This is a genomic window from Streptomyces sp. bgisy159, from assembly GCF_965341775.1.
In the GTDB taxonomy this organism is placed as follows: Bacteria; Actinomycetota; Actinomycetes; order Streptomycetales; family Streptomycetaceae; genus Streptomyces.
The window spans coordinates 57,470-76,500 of record NZ_CBDQZH010000015.1; the positions used below are offsets into that span (position 1 = coordinate 57,470).

Here is a 19,031-nt window from a genome sequence, read left to right on the forward strand (position 1 = left end):
GCTCACTCGCACCACGCGCGCAGCTCACGCGCGATGTCGTCCACCGACGCTTCGCCGCTCTTGACCAGCCGGGCCAGGTCACGGACCTGCTCGGCGGAGGTGACCACCTTCAGCCCGCCGGCCACCAGACAGGCGTAGGCGACCGCCGACGCGAACAGCGCGTTGGAGTGCTCCAGCGCCGGGACGTGGATGAGGAGTTGCAGCAGTGACGCGGCCCGCTCGTACGGCGTGCCGTAGACGGGGCGGCCGAGTACTTCGGCCTGATGGCGTGCGACGGCGGCGACGAGGGCGCCCCAGTCGGTGACCTGGGGGTCCCCCGGCGTCCGCTGCTCGGCGAGCATCAGCAGCCAGGCGAGGTCGATCTTCAGCTCGCCCAACGGTTCAGCGGCGGTCTTCGCGGGCGCCGTCGCGGGTGCTCCGGCGATCGGCGCCGAACTCCTCCGCGAAGACGGCCTCGTACTGCTTCATGAAGTCGGCGGCGGCCTCGACGAAGGTGTGCCCGGTGTCTCCGGTGTCCTGTCTGACCAGCTCTTCGATGTAGCGGTTGACGCTCATGCCGCGCGCGAGCGCGCGTTCGCGGGCGGCCCGGGCGGTGCCCTCGTCGACGCGTACGTTCAGCTGGGTCTTGGCCATGTCCCGACGCTAGCGCCGGAGCGCTAGTACCGGCAAGAGTGCCCCGGGCGGGGCACCGGGCCGCGACTCCTCCCCCGGATGGAGCATGCCCCTTACACGAGAATCCGGGACAAGACCTGAGCACGAAACGACATCGGCCGCCGGAACGATACCGGCCGCCCGGTGCGCCACATTAGGCTCGGCCGGAGATCCAGCAACGTTCCCGCGTACGAGGAGGCCGCCTTGTCCACCCCAGTCGCGCAGCACGCTCCCGGTCTGGCCGAGGCCGATGGGGTCGCGGCCCGCGCCCGCGGCCTGACCAAGGCGTACGGCACGGGTGAGACCGCCGTGGTGGCCCTGGACTCGGTCGACGTGGACATCATGCGCGGGCGTTTCACCGCCGTGATGGGCCCCTCGGGGTCCGGGAAGTCCACACTGATGCACTGCCTGGCCGGGCTCGACAGCGTCTCCGCCGGGCAGGTCTGGCTCGGCGACACCGAGATCACGGGGCTGCGGGAGCGCGAGCTGACCCGGCTCCGGCGCGACCGGGTCGGGTTCGTCTTCCAGTCCTTCAACCTGATCCCCACGCTGACCGCCGCCGAGAACATCACGCTGCCCATGGACATCGCCGGGCGCAAACCCGATCAGGCGTGGCTGCGGGAGGTCGTCGACGCGCTCGGGCTGCGGGACCGTCTTGGCCACCGGCCCACCCAGCTCTCCGGCGGCCAGCAGCAGCGGGTGGCCTGCGCGCGGGCCCTGGTCTCCCGCCCCGAGCTGATCTTCGCCGACGAGCCGACCGGCAACCTCGACTCGCGGGCCGGCCTCGAGGTGCTGGGCTTCCTGCGCAAGTCCGTGGACGAGCTGGGCCAGACGGTCGTCATGGTCACCCACGACCCGGGCGCCGCCGCCCACTCCGACCTGGTGCTGTTCCTGGGCGACGGGCGGATCGTGGACGAGATGGAGCAGCCGACGGCGGAGGCGGTGCTGGAACGGATGAAACGCTTCGACGCGATCCGCGGCAAGGCGGACGGCACCGAGGCCGCCCCGGGCACGGGCCCGGCCGACGACACCCGCCGAGAGGACTGAGCCGGTGCTGAAGGCCACGCTCAGAAGCTTTCTCGCCCACAAGGGGCGGCTGCTGCTGTCCGCCCTCGCCGTGCTGCTGTCGGTGGCGTTCGTCGCGGGCAGTCTGATCTTCTCCGACACGGTGACCCGGACGTTCGACCGGCTCTTCGCGTCGACCGCGGCCGACGTGACGGTGGAGCCGAAGGACGACCTCGACTCCTCCGTTCCCACGGGCGCGGTCCAGACCGTGCCCGCCTCGCTCGTCGACCGGGTGCGCGGTGTCCCCGGCGTCGCCTCGGCGCACGCCGAAGTGGCCGTCGAGAACATCACGGTCGTCGACAGCCGCAACGAGAACGTCGGCCCGACGACCGGCGCCCCCACGATCGCCGTCGACTGGTACGTCACCGACCGCAGCCCGGTCGAACTCACCTCCGGGCACGCCCCGCGCGGCGCGGACGAGGCCATCCTCGACGCGGACACAGCCGACAAGAAGCACCTCGGTATCGGCGACACCCTCACCGTGCTGGCCCAGCCCGGCTCCTTCGAGGTGGAGGTCGTCGGCATCGCCACCTTCACCACCACCAACCCCGGTGCCGCCCTGGTCTTCCTCGATCCGGAGGCCGCCGCGGTCAAGCTGCTCGGGTCCGCGGACCGGGCCACCGCCATCTCGGTGGACGCGGCGCCGGGCGTGTCGGACGCCGAGCTGAAGCAGCGGGTCGCGGCGGCGCTCGGCTCGGGCACGTACGAGGTGAAGACCGCCGACGAGCAGGCCGAGTCGGCCGCCGCGGAACTGGGCGGATTCCTCGACGTGATCAAGTACGTCATGCTGGGGTTCGCCGGGATCTCCGTCCTGGTGGGTGTGTTCCTCATCGTCAACACGTTCTCCATGCTGATCGCCCAGCGCACCCGGGAGCTGGGGCTGCTGCGCGCCCTGGGTGCCGACCGCCGCCAGGTGCGCCGCTCGGTGCTCACCGAGGCGGTCCTGCTCGGCCTGGTCGGCTCGACGCTGGGTCTGGCCACCGGCATCGGCCTCGCGGCGGGGCTGATCAAGCTGATGGGCACGTTCGGCATGAACCTGAAGGCCACCGAGATGGTCATCGGGTGGGGCACGCCCGTCGCGGCGTACGCCGTCGGCCTCGGCGTGACCTTCGTCGCCGCCTATCTGCCGGCCCGCCGCGCCGCCACCGTCTCCCCGATGGCCGCGCTGACGGACGCCGAGATGGCCGGCGTGGGCCGCCCGCTGAAGGTGCGGGCGGTCGTCGGCTCGGTCGTCGGGGCGTTCGGCGCCGCCGCGCTGGCGGGGTGCGCCGCAGCCACCAAGACCTCCTCGGCCGCCTCGCTTCTCGGCCTGGGCGTGGTCCTCACCCTGGTCGCGACCGTGATCGCCGGTCCGCTGCTGGTGCGGCCGGTGATCCGGGTGCTGGGCGGGGCCTTCCCCGCCCTGTTCGGCTCGATCGGCCGGATGAGCCAGCGCAACGCCCTGCGCAATCCCCGGCGCACCGGTGCCACGGCGGCGGCTCTGATGGTGGGACTGGCCCTGGTGGGCGGGATGTCGGTGGCGAGCGCTTCCATGACCAAGTCCTTCGACGAGCAGATCGACAAGACGCTGGGCGCCGACTTCATCGTCCAGAACACCAACTTCACCCCGTTCTCCCAGGAGGTCACCGACGCGGTGCGCGACACCGACGGCGTCGGGCTGGTCGTGCGGCAGCGGTTCGCTCCCCTCGCCGTGACCCTGCCGGACGGGAAACGGGTCACGACGACCGCCGCCGGATACGACGCGCAGGTGGACGACATCGCGCACATCACCTACGCGAGCGGCGACTCGGCGGCGGCGCTGGCGCCGGGTCACATCGCGATGGACGTCCAGTTCGCGAAGGACCACGACGTGCGCACGGGCAGCGTGCTGCCCGTGGAGTTCCCGGGCGGACAGCGCACCGAGCTGACGGTCGGCGCGCTCACCGACCAGGACGCCGCCGAGGGCTTCGGCATGGAGGGCGGGATGTTCTTCGGCATCGCCACGGCCGAGAAGTACGTACCCCGCGGCCAGGACTCCGTGCTGTACGTCAACGCCGCCGACGGCACGGACGCCGACACGCTGCGCACCCGGCTGGAGCGCAGCCTGGACCCGTATCCGCAGGTGCAGGTGCGCGACCAGGCCGACTACAAGCAACTGGTGCACGACCAGATCGCGGTGCTGCTGTACCTGGTGTACGCGCTGCTCGGACTGGCGATCATCATCGCGGTGCTCGGCGTGGTCAACACCCTCGCCCTGTCGGTGGTGGAGCGCACCCGGGAGATCGGGCTGCTGCGGGCCATCGGACTCGCCCGGCGGCAGCTGAGGCGGATGATCCGGCTGGAGTCGGTGGTGATCGCGGTGTTCGGAGCGGTGCTGGGGCTGGCGCTGGGACTGGTGTGGGGCCTGTGCATCCAGCAGGTTCTGGCGCTGCAGGGCATGGAGGCGCTGGCGATCCCGTGGGGCACGATGGTCGCGGTGGTGATCGGCTCGGCGGTCGTCGGGGTGGTCGCGGCCCTGCTCCCGGCGCTGCGGGCGTCCCGCATGAACGTGCTGGCGGCGATCGCGCACGAGTGAAGCGGGGGCGGCCGTCCGCCCCCGCCGCGGAGTCGGCCGTTTGTTCCGGGTGGTCCCCGAGCGGCCGTCCGCATGCTGGAATCGCCGGTGCGTCCGCCCGGGCTCTGCTGGGATCCGATCATGACTGACCTGCGTGTACGGGCGGCCACGCCCGAGGACCTGGACCTCGTGCTCGCCTTCTGGAGGACCGCCGCGGAAGGCACGAGCATCAGCGACGACCGGGACGGGGTGGAGCGGCTGGTCTCCCGTGACCCGGAAGCCCTGCTGCTGGCGGAGGAGGGCGGGCGACTGGTCGGCACGGTGATCGCCGGGTTCGACGGCTGGCGCTGCCACCTGTACCGGCTGGCGGTGCATCCGGACCGGCGCCGCCGGGGCATCGGCTCGGCGCTGCTCGCGGCGGCCCACGAGCGGTTCGTCCAGCTGGGCGGGCGGCGCGCGGACGCGATGGTGCTGGTCCGCAACGAGACGGCGCACCGGGCCTGGGAGGCGGCGGGCTACGCGCCGCAGGAGCGGTGGCGGCGCTGGGTGCGACCGCTGGCGGACTGAGTCCGACGCTTCGTCACCTGACGCACGGCACGACACTTTGCCGATCCTTTACCATGGGTGGAGCACTCGCTCCCGTATGAAAGGTCGTGAGCGTCCTCCCATGGGCGAACCTCCCAGTACGCGCCGTCGCGCGTTCCCGCGCACCCTGTCCGATGCTGGGACGGAGGTGACCCGATGACGGAAGTGCTTCTGCTGCTGGTGGCGGTTCTGCTCTCGCTCGCCTGCGGCGCCTTCGTGGCCGCCGAGTTCTCGCTGACCACCGTCGAGCGCAGCGCTCTGGAGCGGTCCGCGGCGCGGGGTGAGCGTGGCGCCGCGGGTGCCCTCAAGGCCGTACGGAGCCTGACGTTCCAGCTCTCCGGCGCCCAGCTCGGCATCACCGTCACCAACCTGGTCGTCGGCATGCTCGCGGAACCGTCGATCGCCGCGCTGATCTCCGGACCGCTGGAGTCGGTCGGACTGTCGGACTCCACGTCCCGCTCGCTGGCGCTGGTGCTGGGCACCGCCCTGTCCACGGTGTTCCTGATGGTCGTCGGCGAGTTGGTGCCCAAGAACTGGGCCATCTCGACACCGCTGACGGTGGCCCGGCGGGTGGGCTCGGCGCAGCGCTGGTTCACCGCGGCGTTCCGGCCCTTCATCAGCCATCTCAACAACACCGCCAACCGGATCGTGCGCCGCTTCGGGCTGGAGCCCGCCGAGGAGCTCGCCTCGGCCCGCGGCCCGCAGGAACTGGCGGCGCTGGCCCGGCACTCCGCCAAGGAGGGCGCGCTGGAGCCGGACACCGCCGAGCTGTTCGTGCGCACGCTGAACCTGGCCGACCTGACCGCGGAGAACGTGATGACGCCGCGTGTCCAGGTCATCGCCCTCGACGCCCAGGCGACCTGCCAGGACGTGGCCAACGCGACCCGGGCCACCGGACTCTCCCGGTTCCCCGTCCACCGTGGCGGCCTGGACGCGGTCGTCGGCACCGCGCACATCAAGGACGCGCTGGCCGTTCCCGCCGAGCGCCGCGCGCGCGTGCCCGTCTCCGACATCATGCGCGAGCCGCTGCTGGTGCCCGAGTCCCTGACCGTGGACCGGCTGCTGGACCGGCTGGGCGGCCGGCGCACCATGGCCGTCGTCATCGACGAGTACGGCGGCACGGCCGGGGTGGCGACCCTGGAGGACATCGTCGAGGAGGTCGTGGGCGAGGTCCGCGACGAGCACGACCCGCACGAGACGCCCGACCTCGCCCCGGCGGGCTCCGACGACGCCGGCCACGCGCTGTTCTCGGCCGACGGAGCCGCCCGCACCGACCAGCTCGCGCGCGTGGGCCTCAAGGCCCCCGAGGGCCCGTACGAGACGCTCGCGGGCCTCGTCGCCACCGAGCTGGGCCGGATACCGGCCGTCGGCGACACCGTGGAGGTCGCCGGGTGGCGGCTGGACGTGGTGGACGCCTCCGGCCACCGGGCCGCTCGGGTCCTGCTGCGCGCGCCGCTCGACGACGAGGCGGAGGAGTACGGGACGCGGGAGACTCGGCAGGCGCCGCAACCCCCGCCCGAGCCGCATGAGGCACGAGAACCGCGCCACCGGCCGCACCGGCCGCACCGGACGCACAAGACGTCCGGGACCTTCGGGCAGGAGGCCGACAAGTGACCGCCGTCCAGCTGCTGATCGCCCTGGCGACCCTGGTCCTCAACGCCTTCTTCGTCGGGGCGGAGTTCGCCCTGATCTCCGTCCGCCGCTCCCAGATCGAGCCGTACGCCGAGCAGGGCGACCGGCGCGCGCGCAGCGTGCTGTGGGGGCTGAAGCACGTCTCCGCGCTGATGGCGGCCGCGCAGCTCGGCATCACGCTGTGCACCCTGGTCCTCGGCGTGGTCGCCGAGCCGGCGATCGCGCACCTGCTGGAACCGGTGTTCCACGCGGTGGGCGTCCCCGAGGGCGCGGGGCACGCGGTGTCCTTCGTGATCGCGCTGGCGCTGGCCACATACCTGCACATGCTGCTCGGCGAGATGGTGCCGAAGAACATCGCGCTCGCGGAGCCGGTACGCAGCGCGCTGCTCCTCGGGCCGCCGCTGGTCACCCTGGCGCGGACGCTGCGCCCGGTGATCTTCACGGTCAACGCGTTCGCCAACGGCCTGCTGCGGCTGCTGCGCGTCGAGACCAAGGACGAGGTCGCGGCGACCTTCTCGGACGCCGAGCTGGCGCAGATCGTCAAGGACGCCGGTGAGGCCGGCCTGATCGACGACCGCGCCCAGGAACGGCTGCACGACGCACTGGAGCTGGGCCGCCGGCCGGTGCGCGACGTCGTCCTGCCGCTGGAGCGCGTCGTCTACGCGCGCGTGGGCGTCACGCCCGAGGAGCTGGAGGGGCTGTCCGCCGGGACCGGGTTCTCCCGTTTCCCCGTCGTCGACGAGGAGCGCCACATCGTCGGCTACCTCCACATCAAGGACGCGCTGGAGACCTCGCCGCGGGACATGCCGTTCCGACTGCAGGACATGCGCGCCATCGCACGCGTACGTGAGGCCACGCCCCTGGACGACGTGCTCACCGCGATGCGGGGCAGCCGTACCCATCTGGCCGCCGTGCTCGGCACCGACGGGCGGATGGCGGGGCTGGTGACGATGGAGGACGTGCTGCGCGAGCTGTTCGGCCAGCGGGCGTGAGCGGGCCGACCGGCCTCCGCCGCCGGGCGGGGGAGGCCGGTCTTCGCCGTACCGGACGTGCTCTTCGTCGACCGCGTCCTCGATGAAGACCGCCACCTCGCAGGCCCGCCCGCCCTAAGGCCGACCGACCGCTGGGTATGTGTCCGGGTTACCATCGCTGACGCCATGACGACGAACCCCATGTACTCCAGCCTGGTCGCGGTCGGCGACTCCTTCACCGAAGGCATGTCGGATCTGATGCCCGACGGCTCCTACCGGGGCTGGGCCGACCTGCTGGCGGGCCGGATGGCCGCCGGCGCGCCCGGTTTCCGGTACGCCAACCTCGCGGTGCGCGGCAAGCTCATCAGCCAGATCGTCGAGGAGCAGGTGGGGGTCGCGGCCGCGATGGGCGCCGATGTGATCACCCTGGTCGGCGGCCTCAACGACACCCTGCGCCCCAAGTGCGACATGGGCCGGGTCAAGGGCCTGCTGACGGAGGCGGTCGAGCGGCTCGCCCCGTCCTGCAAGCAATTGGTGCTGATGCGCAGCCCGGGCCGGCAGGGGCCCGTCCTGGAACGGTTCCGGCCGCGCATGGAGGAGCTGTTCACCTGCGTCGACGACCTCGCCGAGCGGCACGGCGCCGTCGTCGTCGACCTCTACGGCGCTCCCGCGCTCGGCGACCCGCGCATGTGGGACGTCGACCGGCTGCATCTGACGGCGGAAGGGCACCGCCGGGTGGCCGAGGCGGTCTGGCAACGCCTCGGCTACCCGCCGGAGGATCCGCGGTGGCACGCCCCGATACCGGCGACGGCGCCGCCCGGGTGGGTCGCCCGCCGCGCCGCCGACGCCCGCTTCACCCGGCAGCATCTGCTGCCCTGGATAGGCCGTCGCCTGACCGGCCGCTCCTCGGGTGACGGCCGGCCGGCGAAGCGGCCCGAGCTGCTGCCGTACGAGCCGGCCGCCGACGCCGAGGCGTGACGGCCGTCTCGTAGCTTCCGCCGAACGGAGCCATGGCGCTGGCCTGCACGAACCGCCAGTAGACTCTGGACACGTGACTGCTGCTCCCGCCAAGCCCCGCATCCCCAACGTCCTCGCCGGACGGTACGCCTCCGCCGAGCTCGCCACGCTCTGGTCGCCCGAGCAGAAGGTGAGGCTGGAGCGTCAGCTCTGGCTCGCCGTGCTGCGGGCCCAGAAGGACCTCGGCATCGAGGTGCCGGACGCGGCGATCGCCGACTACGAGCGCGTCCTGGACCAGGTCGACCTGGCCTCCGTCGCCGAGCGCGAGAAGGTCACCCGGCACGACGTGAAGGCGCGGATCGAGGAGTTCAACGACCTCGCCGGGCACGAGCAGGTGCACAAGGGCATGACCTCCCGGGACCTGACGGAGAACGTGGAGCAGCTGCAGATCCGGCTGTCCCTGGAGCTGATCCGCGACCGTACGGTCGCGGTGCTGGCGCGGCTGGGCAAGCTCGCCGCCGAGTACGGCGAGCTGGTCATGGCCGGCCGCTCCCACAACGTGGCCGCGCAGGCCACCACCCTCGGCAAGCGTTTCGCGACCGCCGCCGACGAGCTGCTGGTCGCCCACGGCCGGGTCGAGGAACTGCTCGGCCGCTACCCGCTGCGCGGCATCAAGGGCCCGGTCGGCACCGCTCAGGACATGCTGGACCTGCTGGGCGGCGACGCCGCCAAGCTGGCCGAGCTGGAACGGCGCATCGCGGGCCACCTGGGCTTCTCGCAGGCGTTCACCTCGGTCGGCCAGGTCTACCCGCGCTCGCTGGACTACGAGGTGGTGACCGCGCTGGTGCAGCTGGCGGCCGCGCCGTCGTCGCTGGCGAAGACGATCCGGCTGATGGCCGGGCACGAGCTGGTGACCGAGGGGTTCAAGCCGGGCCAGGTCGGTTCCTCGGCGATGCCCCACAAGATGAACACCCGGTCGTGCGAGCGCGTCAACGGCCTGATGGTCATCCTGCGCGGCTACGCGTCGATGACCGGCGAGCTGGCCGGAGACCAGTGGAACGAGGGCGACGTCTCCTGCTCGGTGGTGCGCCGGGTCGCCCTGCCGGACGCGTTCTTCGCTCTCGACGGGCTGCTGGAGACCTTCCTGACGGTGCTCGACGAGTTCGGCGCCTTCCCGGCGGTCGTGGCGCGCGAGCTGGACCGCTATCTGCCGTTCCTGGCGACCACCAAGGTGCTGATGGGTGCGGTCCGCGCCGGTGTGGGCCGCGAGCTCGCACACGAGGCGATCAAGGAGAACGCGGTGGCGTCCGCGCTGGCGATGCGCGAGCAGGGCGCCGAGCGCAACGAGCTCCTGGACAAGCTGGCCGCCGACGAGCGGCTGCCGCTGGACCGGGCCGAGCTGGACGCGCTGATGGCCGACAAGCTGTCCTTCACCGGTGCCGCCGCCGACCAGGTCACCACGGTCGTCGGCCGGATCGAGGAGATCGTCAAGCAGCGTCCCGAGGCGGCCGGCTACACGCCCGGGGCGATCCTCTGACCCCCGGCCGGCGATGACCCCCCGCTTCACCCCGGCGCAGCTGGAGGCCGCCCGCGACCGGCTCGTCCCGGACCTGGTCGCGGAGGGCCTCCACGTGCTGTTCTGCGGGATCAACCCCGGGCTGATGACGGCCGCCACCGGCCATCACTTCGCCCGCCCCGGCAACCGCTTCTGGCCGGTGCTGCACCTGTCCGGTTTCACGCCGCGGCTGCTGCGACCGGCCGAGCAGGGCGAGTTGCTGTCGTACGGGCTCGGCATCACCAACGTCGTGGCGCGGGCCACCGCCCGGGCCGACGAGCTGACGGCCGAGGAGTACCGGGAGGGCGGGCGGCTGCTCACCGCGAAGGTGGCGCGGCTGCGGCCGCGCTGGCTGGCGGTGGTCGGGGTGACGGCCTACCGGGCGGCCTTCGACGACCGCAAGGCACAGGTGGGACCGCAGAAGCGGACCGTCGGCGACGGCACGCGCGTGTGGGTGCTGCCCAACCCCAGCGGGCTGAACGCGCACTGGACGGCGGCGACCATGGCCGAGGAGTTCGCGCGGCTGCGGGCGGCCGCACGCGAGGAGCCGCTCAGGGCGGATCGACCTCGGTGACGACCGCGAGGAGCTGGAAGGGCAGTTCCTTGTCCCACTGGGAGACGCCCAGGGCGACCCAGCGGTCCGAGCCCGGGAGGCGCCACAGGTGCAGGTCCGGCACGTGGTTGCTGAGGGCGTGCCAGGGCTCCGGTATCTCCTCGCCCTCCATGGACCGGATCAGCACGCCGGCCAGGCCGAAGCGGTCCGGGGGTCCCCAGCGGGCGGTCAGCCGCTCCGTCAGACCGTCCCGGTCCGCCTCGTACTGCTCCTCTGTCGCCTCCCGTGCCGTCCCGTCGTCGTCCCAGAAGTCGTCGCTGGTCGCTAACTCCGCTATGAGGTAGCCGGGGCCCGCCTCGCCGGCGTCCGTCCTGCCGGGCGCCTGTGCGAGGTCACGGGCACACAGCACGTCGATGGTGTCCAGGCAGCGTGCGATGTCCATGCCTCCAGTAAAGCCCCGGCCACTGACAATTGGCGGGGCGTCAGCCCGGCGCCGTGTCAGGCGTCCCTGCGCCGCACGCTCCACGCGCCCGCCGCGAGGGCGGCAGCCGTCCACAGGGCGGTCACCGCGAGCCCCGTCCACGGCCCGAGAGGACCGTCGGACGTGCCGTGGAGGACGACCTGCCCCGCCCGGTCCGGCAGGAAGTCCGCGACGGTGCCCGCCGCGTCGCCGATCACGAACGACACCACCAGGATGAACGGGATCAGCAGCGACAGGGTCGCGACGCCGCTGCGCAGCAGCGCCGTCAGGCCCGCCGCGAGCAGCGCCATCAGCATGAGGTAGATCCCGCAGCCCACGACGCCGCGCGTCTGCTGCCCCGCGGTGAGCCCGTCCGCCGCCCCGCCGAGCCCCGCCCGCGCCACGGCCAGGGCGGCGCACGCGGTGCACAGACCGACCAGCAGGGTCGGTGCGGCGACGGCCGCCAGCTTGGCCGCGAACCACCGCCCGCGCCTCGGTACCGCGGCGAGCGAGAGCCGGAGCGCACCCCCGTGGTACTCCGACGACACCGCCAGCGCCCCGAAGGAGACGGCCGCGATCTGGCCGGGCAGCACCCCGGCCAGGGCCGTGAACAACGGGTCGAAGTCCGGGTCCGCGGTGTCGGCGGCGGCCGCCGACACGGAGAACGCCGTCGTCACGACGAACAGCGCCGCCAGCGACCCGAGGAGCGAGCGCAACGTACGGATCTTCAGCCACTCGGCGCGGAACACCGGTGCGAACTCCATGGTCAGACCTCCTGCGGCCGGGCGGTGAACTCGGTTTCGGCTGCCGTGAGATCGAGGTACGCCTGTTCCAGGGTGGCCTCCTCGGCGGCCAGTTCGAGCAGGGGCACGCCCGCGGCGGACGTGATGCGGCCGATGTCGTCCACGCGCGCGCCGGCCACCGTCCAGTGCCCGTCGGCGTGCGGTGCCGCCCGGTGGCCATGGCGGGAGAGGGCGGCCTCGAGCGCGGCGGCGTCCGTGGTGCGGATCCTGACTCCGGGTCGCACCCGCGCGTGGACGAAGTCGCGCAGCGGGGTGTCGGCCAGCAGACGGCCCCGGCCGAGGACGACGAGGTGGTCGGCGAAGGACGCGGTCTCGTTCATCAGGTGGCTGGAGACCAGGACCGTGCGGCCCTCCTCGGCCAGGCGGCGCAGCAGCGTGCGGATCCAGACGATGCCCTCGGGGTCGAGGCCGTTGGACGGCTCGTCGAGCATCACCACCCCGGGGTCGCCGAGGAGGGCGGCGGCGATGCCGAGCCGCTGGCGCATGCCGAGGGAGTATGTGCGCACCCGGCGCCGGGCCACCGACGCGATGCCCGTCCGCTCCAGCACCTCGTCCACGCGGCGGTCCGGGATCCGGTTGGCCGCGGCCAGGACGCGCAGGTGGTCCCGGCCGGTCCGGGAGCCGTGCGCGGCCTGCGGGTCGAGCAGCGCGCCCACGTGGCGCAGGGGTTCGGGAAGGGTGGCGTAGGGGCGGCCGCCGAGGGTCGCGGAGCCGGAGGTCGGCCGGTCCAGGCCGAGCACCAGCCGCATGGTGGTGGACTTGCCGGCGCCGTTGGGTCCGAGGAACCCGGTGACGCGGCCGGGCCGTACCCGGACGGTGAGGTGGTCCACGGCCCGGCGGGCGCCGTAGTCCTTGGTGAGGTCCTTGAGGTCGATGCTGGTCATGGCCGTCAGCCTGGCCGTCCGCGCCCGGTGGGGGCCTCCCCCGGCGGTGGAGATCGTCTCCCCCGCTCGGGGGAGGTGGCCGTCGGCGGTGGCTGGCACGATGGCCGGATGACCCGGCTTCTGCGCCCCCTGACCAGGGGGGCGACCTACACGCGTCTGCTGCACCTGTGGGTGCCGATGCTGATCGTGAGCGTGTGGTTGTTCATCGATCTGTCGACACCGTGGGTGCCGGCGCTGGTGCTGGTGCCGGTCGGGCTGATCCCGGCGGTGCGGGCCGGCGAGGGGGTCCAGGCACAGTGGCTGCTCACCCCCGGCGAGCGGGACGCGGGCTTCTCGCTCGCGCCGTCGGTCACCTGGCAGGACCGCGCGCGAACCGTGCTGTGGCTCGAAACGCGCATGGCCCTGGGAGCGTTGACCGTGCTGGTCTGCGTGTGGCTGCCGATGCTGACCGTCGACCTGGTCGCCGCCGCGGCCGGCCACCCGGACGGCGCCGTGCCGGTCGTGCGTGAGCTGCCCGCGCACAGGGCGTGGGCGCTCCTGGCGCCCGTGCCGCTCGTCGCGCTCTACGGCGCGGTGGCCGGTCTGGGGGAACTGATCACGACGGCGGCCCGTGCCCTGCTCGGCCCCTCGGCGGCCGAACGGCTGGCCGCGCTGGAGGAGCGCACCGAGCAGCTGCTGGAGCGCAACCGCATCGCCCACGAGTTGCACGACTCCATCGGGCACGCGCTGACGGTGGCGGTGGTCCAGGCGGGCGCGGCGCGCGCGGCGGGCGACCCCCGGTTCACCGACCGGGCTCTGCGGGCCATCGAGGAGACCGGGCGGACCGCGCTCGAGGACCTGGATCGGGTGCTGGGCGTCCTGCGGGAGGACGGCCGCCCGGTGAGCGGCCGTCCGACCCTGGCCGACGCCGGCCGGCTGCTGGAGTCGGCACGCGCGTCCGGCGCCGAGGTCGACGTGGAGCTGACGGGGGCTCTGGAGAGGGTTCCCGCACCGGTGTCCCGGGAGGGGTACCGCATCCTTCAGGAGGCGCTGACGAACGTGTTGCGGCACGCGGGGGCGGTTCCCGTGCGCGTGCGTGTCGACGTCGCCTCCGACGTACTGGACCTGGAGGTGCGCAGTCCGCTGCCCGCCGCCGCTCCCGGTCCGGGGCGCGGCAGCGGGCTGCGGGGCATCCGGGAGCGGGCCGCGCTGCTGGGTGGCCGGGCGCTGACCGGCCCCGACGGGGGCGACTGGCTGGTGCGCACGGAGCTGCCGCTGGGCTGATCCCGTGCCTCGCGGCAGGCGTCGGACGCGGCCCCCGGCCTGGCGAAGGACGCGGCTCCTGGCCGGCCGAGGAGGGTCCTGCGGGGCCACTAGGCTGGGCGGATGCCGGTGACCGTGCTCCTCGTCGACGACGAACCCCTGGTGCGCGCCGGTCTGCGCGCCGTACTGGAGGCGCAGCCCGACATCGAGGTGGTCGGCGAGGCGGCCGACGGAGCGGCGGTGATCCCGCTGGTGCGGCGACTGCGGCCGGACGTGGTCGCCATGGACGTGCGGATGCCGCTCCTGGACGGCATAGAGGCCACGCGTGCCGTGCTGCGCACGGTCGACGACCCGCCGAAGATCCTGGTCGTGACCACTTTCGAGAACGACGAGTACGTCTACGAGGCGCTGCGCGCAGGCGCCGACGGGTTCCTGCTGAAGCGGGCCCGGCCGGCCGAGATCGTGCACGCCGTGCGGCTGGTCGCCGAGGGCGAGTCGCTGCTGTTCCCGGCGTCGGTGCGGCGGCTGGCCGCCGAGTACGGCGGCGCCGACGCCTGCCGCGCGGCCGGTGACCTGCCCGCCCGGGCCCGGCTGACCGACCGGGAGGCCGAGGTGCTGCGGCTGATGGCGGGTGGGCTGTCCAACGCGGAGATCGCGGCCCGGCTGGTGGTGGGCACGCAGACGGTCAAGTCGCATGTGAGCGCGGTGCTGGCGAAGCTGGGGGCGCGGGACCGCACGCAGGCGGTGATCGAGGCGTACGAGTCGGGCTTCGTGACACCGGGGTGAGGACGGCGGCGGGCGATGCCACCGGGTGCCCGCGCTCGCCGGGGTGCGCCGCGACGAGTACGATCCGGCCAACATCGCGCACGACCCGGGAGGACGGACGGTGGGGCGGCTGACCGGCGGGGATCCCTCGCTGCTGCGAAGGATCAACTCCGCGGTGGTGCTGCACGCGCTGCGTGCCACGGACTGCGCGACCTTGACCGAGATCACCCGGGTGACGGGGCTGTCCCGGCCGACCGTGGAGGGTGTGGTCGAGGACCTCATCGCGGCCGGGCTGGTGGTGGAGAAGGCGGCCGAGGAGGGCGCGGCCCGGCGGCAGGGGCGGCCGGCCCGGCGGTTCCGGTTCCGGGCGGAGGCCGGACATCTGCTCGGTCTGGAGATCGGGCCCCACCGGGTGGCCGCGCTCCTCTCCGATCTGGACGGGCGGGTGATGGGCGCGCAGGCCAAGGACGTCGACCCGGCCGCACCGGCGGACGAGCGCCTGGAGCGGCTGCGCACGGCGGTCGCCGAGCTGCTGCGCCGGGCGGGCGTGCCACGCGGTTCGCTGCGCGCGGTGGGGGCGGCCACCCCGGGCATCGTGGAGGCGGATGGCCGGATCCGGCTGGGCACCGCGCTGCCGGAGTGGACCGGGCTGCCGCTCGGTGAGCGGCTGAGCCGCTCCTTCAAGTGCCCGGTGCTGGTGGAGAACGACGCCAACGCGGCGGCCGTGGCCGAGCACTGGAAGGGATCCGCCACCGAGTCCGACGACGTGGTGTTCGTCCTCGCCGGCCTGAGCCCCGGCGCCGGGTCGCTGATCGGGGGGCGGCTGCACCGCGGCTACGGCGGGGCGGCCGGGGAGATCGGGGCGCTGCATCTGCTCGGCCGGGACGTCACGCCGGAGGCGCTGCTGTCGACCACGGGCGAGCCGTTGCACCCGCTCGACGAGCAGGCCGTCGCCGCGGTCTTCGCCAAGGCGCGCGAGGGCGACCAGGGTGCCCGGGCGGCCGTGGACCGGTTCATCCAGCGGCTGGTGCACGACGTGGCCGCGCTGGTGCTGGCCCTCGACCCGGAGCTGGTCGTGGTGGGCGGCTGGGCGGCCGGCCTGGACGGTGTGCTGGAGCCGCTGCGCCGGGAACTGGCCCGGTACTGTCTGCGCCCGCCCAAGGTCGCGCTGTCGCTGCTGGGCGAGGCGGCGGTGGCCACGGGCGCGCTGCGGCTGGCGCTGGACCACGTGGAGGAGCAGCTCTTCGCCGTCGAGGGCACGGTGACGGCGGGGCGGGCGGTACGCCGGTGACGGCGCCGGAGTGACGGTCATCCGGCCTGGGCGAGGGTGACGGTCATCCGCCCTCGCGGCGACGGTGACGGCCGTACGGCCCGCGTCCCGGACTCCTGGAGGGGACGCGCGGGCGGCAGGCCGTCCCCACGACCGCAGCCGTGACCGACGGTCGTGGGGTCCGAGGGGGTGTCAGGAAGCCTGGCGCTGCGGTCCGTGGTGGATCTCGACGCCGCCCGAGTCGCCGAACGTCAGTCGACACGTGTCAGCGCGGTACGTGGCGACGGAGAGGGCCGCGGTACGGCCCTCCGCGACGAAGCGCGTGGTGACCACCAGGACGGGCGCGCCGGGCAGCCGGTCGAGCTCCTTGGCGTCGTCCGCGCGGGCCGAGCCCAGCTCCACCGCGCGCTCCTGGCTGTCGAGCCGGAGCCGTTGCAGCTCGCGCAGCACCACGCGCGCGCGTGCGCCGCCGGGCGGGGTGTCGATGGCGGTGAGGTCGGGCACCGAGGACCGCGGTACGTAGAGCAGTTCCGCGGCGACGGGCTGTCCGTGGGAGACCCGGGAGCGGCGCACGGTGTGGACGGGCTCGTCGCGTCCGCTGACCAGGGTCTCCGCGACCGCGGCGGGCGGGGCGGCGAGCGTACAGTCGACGGGCTGCCAGCCGTCGTCCCCGGCGCCGGGCCAGGCTTGTCCGGCGGTGCCGACGGCGACCCCCACGCGCGGCGGCGCGACCGTGGTGCCGACGCCGCGCCGGCGCTGCAGCCTGCCCTCCAGTTCGAGCTGTTCGAGCGCCTGGCGGAGCGTGGCACGGGCCACGCCGTAACGGGCGGCCAGTTCCCGTTCGTTCGGCAGGATCTCGCCCACCGAGAACTCGTTCTCCAGCGCTTCGCTGAGCACGGTCCTGAGATGCCAGTATTTCGGCTCCGGCACCGTTTCCAGTTGCGTGGTCCCCACCCTGTCCTCCGCAATCGCCGTGGCCCGGCGGCGTTTTCGCGCCCTTGTTTATTAAAGGTTGTTGCACTTGTCTGCGACCATAGGGCGGCCCCAACCCTTGGTCAATACCAATGCGAGTCGGGCGGAAGCAGGGGGCTACCGGCGGGTAGCGGTAGCTGACAAGCTGTCTCACGGCATCCGTCAGCCCGCCCGGACGAGGAGTACCGATGTCCCCCATGCCACCCGTGTCACCCGTGTCGCCGGTGTCCGAGACCGTCACCTTCAAGGTCCCCTCCTCCGAGGGTCCACGACCGGTGACCGTGTCGTACGCGCGCGTGGGCAGCGGGGAGCCGCTGCTCCTGCTGCACGGCATCGGTCACCACCGCCAGGCGTGGGATCCGGTGGTGGACATCCTGGCCGCCGAGCGGGAGGTGATCGCGGTGGACCTGCCCGGGTTCGGGGCGTCTCCGGCACTCCCGGAGCCGCTGGCCCACGACCTGGCCACGACGAACGCCGTGCTGGGCGCGTTGTGCGAGGCGCTGGAGCTGGACCGGCCGCACGTGGCGGGCAACTCGCTCGGCGGTCTCCTCGCCCTGGAACTCGGCCGCACGCGGCAGGTGCGGTCGGTCACGGCGCTGTCCCCGGCCGGGTTCTGGTCACCGGCCGAACGGCGTTACGCGTTCGGGGTCCTGCTCGCGATGCGGCGGATCTCCCGGCGGCTGCCGCTGCCGCTGGTGGAGCGCATGGCGCGGTCGGCGGCCGGCCGTGCCGCCCTGACGAGCACCATCTACGCCCGGCCCGCGCGCCGTTCGCCCGAGGCCGTGGTCGCGGAGACACGGGCGCTGGCGGGGGCGACCGGCTTCGACGCGACGCTGCGGGCGGGGACGACCGTACGGTTCACCGACCCGCTGGCGGGACTGCCGGTCACCGTGGCCTGGGGCAGCCGGGACATGCTGCTGGTGCCCCGCCAGGGCGTCCGGGCGAAGCAGGTCGTCCCCCACGCCCGCCTGGTGCGCCTCCCGGGCTGCGGGCACTGCCCGATGAACGACGACCCGGCGCTGGTGGCACGGGTGATCCTCGACGGGAGCCGATGAGCCGGCACCGCCGGGGGCCCGACGCCACCGCCGGGCCCCCGGCCGCCAGGCCTCAGCGGCGGGGGCCGGCCGACGGCGCCGGCACGGAGGCAGCGGCGTCCCCCTCGGCGGGCCGGGGCTGCGGGCTCGGGGCGTCGGCCTCGGCGGGGCCGGCGGCCGTCGCGCCGGGCGCCCGCCGGGCCCGGCTGAGAGCACCCGAGCCCAGGGCGACCCCGGTGCCCACCAGGGCGCTGCCCACCGCCTGGGCGGGGCCGTAGGACCCCGTGGCGACGAGGGGAGCGGTGCAGGCGGCGGCGACGGGGATGAGGCCGGAGAACAGGGTGGCGCGTTCGGCGCCGATGCGCTGGATGGCCATGTACCAGCACACGAAGCCGATGACGGTGACGACGACCGCCTGCCACAGCAGGGCGGCGCTCTCCACCGCGTCCGGCCGGCGCAGCCACGCGCCGCCGTCCAGCGCCACGCCGGCCAGCGCGGACTCGGCCGCCGCGAGCCCGCACACCGTGGCGGACAGCAGCCGGGGACCCAGCGGCCGCAGCACCGGCACGGCGAGCACGGCGAAGCCGACCTCGCCGCCCAGGGCGCAGACGGACCAGACGAGGCCCATGGCGTCGGTACGGCCCCAGCCCTGCACGGTGAAGGCGCCGACCGCCACCAGCGACGCCCCGTACATGACGGCGCGGCGTGGCCGACGGCCCTCCAGGAGGGGGACGAGGACCGCCACGACCACCGGTGCGCAGCCGACGAGGACGCCGGGCACGGCCGGTTCGGCGGTGCGTTCGGCGGCGAGGACGGCGAGGTTGAAGCCGACGTTTCCGACGGCCGCGAGCAGCGCGAGGCGCAGCCACTGGCGCCGGGTGAGGGCGCGCAGGCGGGCTCTGACGCCCCCGCGGGCCAGTGGCAGCAGGAGCAGGCAGGCCAGGCCGTAGCGCAGGGTCTGCCCGCCGGCGTACGGGTAGTCGCCGAGGACGCTGTTGGCGGTGAAGGAGGCGCCGACGAGAACGCAGGCGAGCGCGGCGAGGAGCGCTCCGCGCGAGGCGGTGGGGTTCATGCCACTGACGTTAGGAGCGGCGGCGGT

19 protein-coding genes are annotated in these 19,031 nt (G+C 73.8%); 12 read left to right on the forward strand and 7 right to left on the reverse strand.

Annotated elements, in window-relative coordinates:
• Nucleotides 1–2: 2 nt before the first annotated feature.
• Complete coding sequence (locus tag ACSLTV_RS16980) at nucleotides 3–377, reverse strand: fic family toxin-antitoxin system, toxin component (protein WP_432136898.1); 375 nt, start codon at nucleotides 375–377, stop codon at nucleotides 3–5.
• A gap of 4 nt (nucleotides 378–381) precedes the next feature.
• Complete coding sequence (locus ACSLTV_RS16985) at nucleotides 382–633, reverse strand: toxin-antitoxin system HicB family antitoxin (RefSeq protein WP_435612423.1); 252 nt, start codon at nucleotides 631–633, stop codon at nucleotides 382–384.
• A gap of 222 nt (nucleotides 634–855) precedes the next feature.
• On the opposite strand from ACSLTV_RS16985, the gene ACSLTV_RS16990 reads away from it, so the two are divergent.
• The 8 genes from ACSLTV_RS16990 to mug all read left to right on the forward strand — a co-directional run bounded on the left by ACSLTV_RS16990 (nucleotide 856) and on the right by mug (nucleotide 10,523).
• Entirely contained in the window at nucleotides 856–1,698 is an 843-nt protein-coding gene (locus ACSLTV_RS16990) for an ABC transporter ATP-binding protein (RefSeq protein ID WP_432136896.1), read from the forward strand.
• A gap of 4 nt (nucleotides 1,699–1,702) precedes the next feature.
• Nucleotides 1,703–4,270 (forward strand): ABC transporter permease, encoded by a 2,568-nt coding sequence (locus ACSLTV_RS16995; protein ID WP_435612424.1) that lies wholly within the window; start codon nucleotides 1,703–1,705, stop codon nucleotides 4,268–4,270.
• Nucleotides 4,271–4,390: 120 nt separating this feature from the next.
• Complete coding sequence (locus ACSLTV_RS17000; protein ID WP_432136894.1) at nucleotides 4,391–4,816, forward strand: GNAT family N-acetyltransferase; 426 nt, start codon at nucleotides 4,391–4,393, stop codon at nucleotides 4,814–4,816.
• 174 nt (nucleotides 4,817–4,990) lie between these two features.
• Nucleotides 4,991–6,448, forward strand: a complete 1,458-nt coding sequence (locus ACSLTV_RS17005) for a hemolysin family protein (RefSeq protein ID WP_432157110.1) — start codon at nucleotides 4,991–4,993, stop codon at nucleotides 6,446–6,448.
• Nucleotides 6,445–7,458: a hemolysin family protein gene (locus tag ACSLTV_RS17010; RefSeq protein ID WP_435612425.1), complete on the forward strand. Its 1,014-nt coding sequence runs from the start codon at nucleotides 6,445–6,447 to the stop codon at nucleotides 7,456–7,458. The genes ACSLTV_RS17005 and ACSLTV_RS17010 overlap by 4 nt, the downstream gene beginning before the upstream one ends.
• Nucleotides 7,459–7,623: 165 nt before the next feature.
• A complete protein-coding gene (locus ACSLTV_RS17015) occupies nucleotides 7,624–8,415 on the forward strand; it encodes an SGNH/GDSL hydrolase family protein (protein WP_432136891.1) in 792 nt (263 codons plus the stop codon).
• A gap of 73 nt (nucleotides 8,416–8,488) precedes the next feature.
• Nucleotides 8,489–9,931, forward strand: coding sequence for an adenylosuccinate lyase (gene purB / locus ACSLTV_RS17020; protein ID WP_432136890.1), 1,443 nt, complete (start codon nucleotides 8,489–8,491; stop codon nucleotides 9,929–9,931).
• Nucleotides 9,932–9,944: 13 nt separating this feature from the next.
• Complete coding sequence (mug, locus tag ACSLTV_RS17025; protein ID WP_432136889.1) at nucleotides 9,945–10,523, forward strand: G/U mismatch-specific DNA glycosylase; 579 nt, start codon at nucleotides 9,945–9,947, stop codon at nucleotides 10,521–10,523.
• On the opposite strand, the gene ACSLTV_RS17030 is transcribed toward mug, so the two are convergent.
• From ACSLTV_RS17030 to ACSLTV_RS17040, 3 genes are read right to left on the reverse strand one after another with little or no spacing between them, the layout of a single operon-like run.
• Nucleotides 10,501–10,944: a hypothetical protein gene (locus ACSLTV_RS17030; protein WP_432136888.1), complete on the reverse strand. Its 444-nt coding sequence runs from the start codon at nucleotides 10,942–10,944 to the stop codon at nucleotides 10,501–10,503. The genes mug and ACSLTV_RS17030 overlap by 23 nt on opposite strands.
• Nucleotides 10,945–11,000: 56 nt before the next feature.
• Nucleotides 11,001–11,726 (reverse strand): ABC transporter permease, encoded by a 726-nt coding sequence (locus tag ACSLTV_RS17035; protein ID WP_432136887.1) that lies wholly within the window; start codon nucleotides 11,724–11,726, stop codon nucleotides 11,001–11,003.
• A gap of 2 nt (nucleotides 11,727–11,728) precedes the next feature.
• The gene (locus tag ACSLTV_RS17040) at nucleotides 11,729–12,649 is read right to left on the reverse strand and encodes an ATP-binding cassette domain-containing protein (RefSeq protein ID WP_432136886.1); all 921 of its coding nucleotides are present in this window, start codon (nucleotides 12,647–12,649) and stop codon (nucleotides 11,729–11,731) included.
• Nucleotides 12,650–12,757: 108 nt separating this feature from the next.
• Between ACSLTV_RS17040 and ACSLTV_RS17045 the strand changes: the two genes are divergently transcribed.
• From ACSLTV_RS17045 to ACSLTV_RS17055, 3 genes are all read left to right on the forward strand, one after another.
• Complete coding sequence (locus ACSLTV_RS17045; RefSeq protein WP_432136885.1) at nucleotides 12,758–13,912, forward strand: sensor histidine kinase; 1,155 nt, start codon at nucleotides 12,758–12,760, stop codon at nucleotides 13,910–13,912.
• A gap of 102 nt (nucleotides 13,913–14,014) precedes the next feature.
• Nucleotides 14,015–14,677: a response regulator gene (locus ACSLTV_RS17050; RefSeq protein WP_435612426.1), complete on the forward strand. Its 663-nt coding sequence runs from the start codon at nucleotides 14,015–14,017 to the stop codon at nucleotides 14,675–14,677.
• Between the two features lie 100 nt (nucleotides 14,678–14,777).
• Nucleotides 14,778–15,947, forward strand: coding sequence for an ROK family transcriptional regulator (locus tag ACSLTV_RS17055; RefSeq protein ID WP_432136957.1), 1,170 nt, complete (start codon nucleotides 14,778–14,780; stop codon nucleotides 15,945–15,947).
• A gap of 171 nt (nucleotides 15,948–16,118) precedes the next feature.
• Here the strand turns inward: ACSLTV_RS17055 and ACSLTV_RS17060 are convergent, their stop codons facing one another.
• A complete protein-coding gene (locus tag ACSLTV_RS17060) occupies nucleotides 16,119–16,880 on the reverse strand; it encodes a GntR family transcriptional regulator (protein ID WP_432136883.1) in 762 nt (253 codons plus the stop codon).
• A 242-nt stretch (nucleotides 16,881–17,122) separates the two neighbouring features.
• Here ACSLTV_RS17060 and ACSLTV_RS17065 point away from each other — a divergent pair, with 242 nt between their 5' ends.
• Nucleotides 17,123–17,953 (forward strand): alpha/beta fold hydrolase, encoded by an 831-nt coding sequence (locus ACSLTV_RS17065; protein WP_432136956.1) that lies wholly within the window; start codon nucleotides 17,123–17,125, stop codon nucleotides 17,951–17,953.
• Between the two features lie 52 nt (nucleotides 17,954–18,005).
• Here the strand turns inward: ACSLTV_RS17065 and ACSLTV_RS17070 are convergent, their stop codons facing one another.
• Nucleotides 18,006–19,004 carry a DMT family transporter gene (locus ACSLTV_RS17070; RefSeq protein ID WP_432136882.1) on the reverse strand — a complete coding sequence of 333 codons (999 nt, stop codon included), beginning with the start codon at nucleotides 19,002–19,004 and terminating at the stop codon, nucleotides 18,006–18,008.
• Nucleotides 19,005–19,031: the final 27 nt, after the last annotated feature.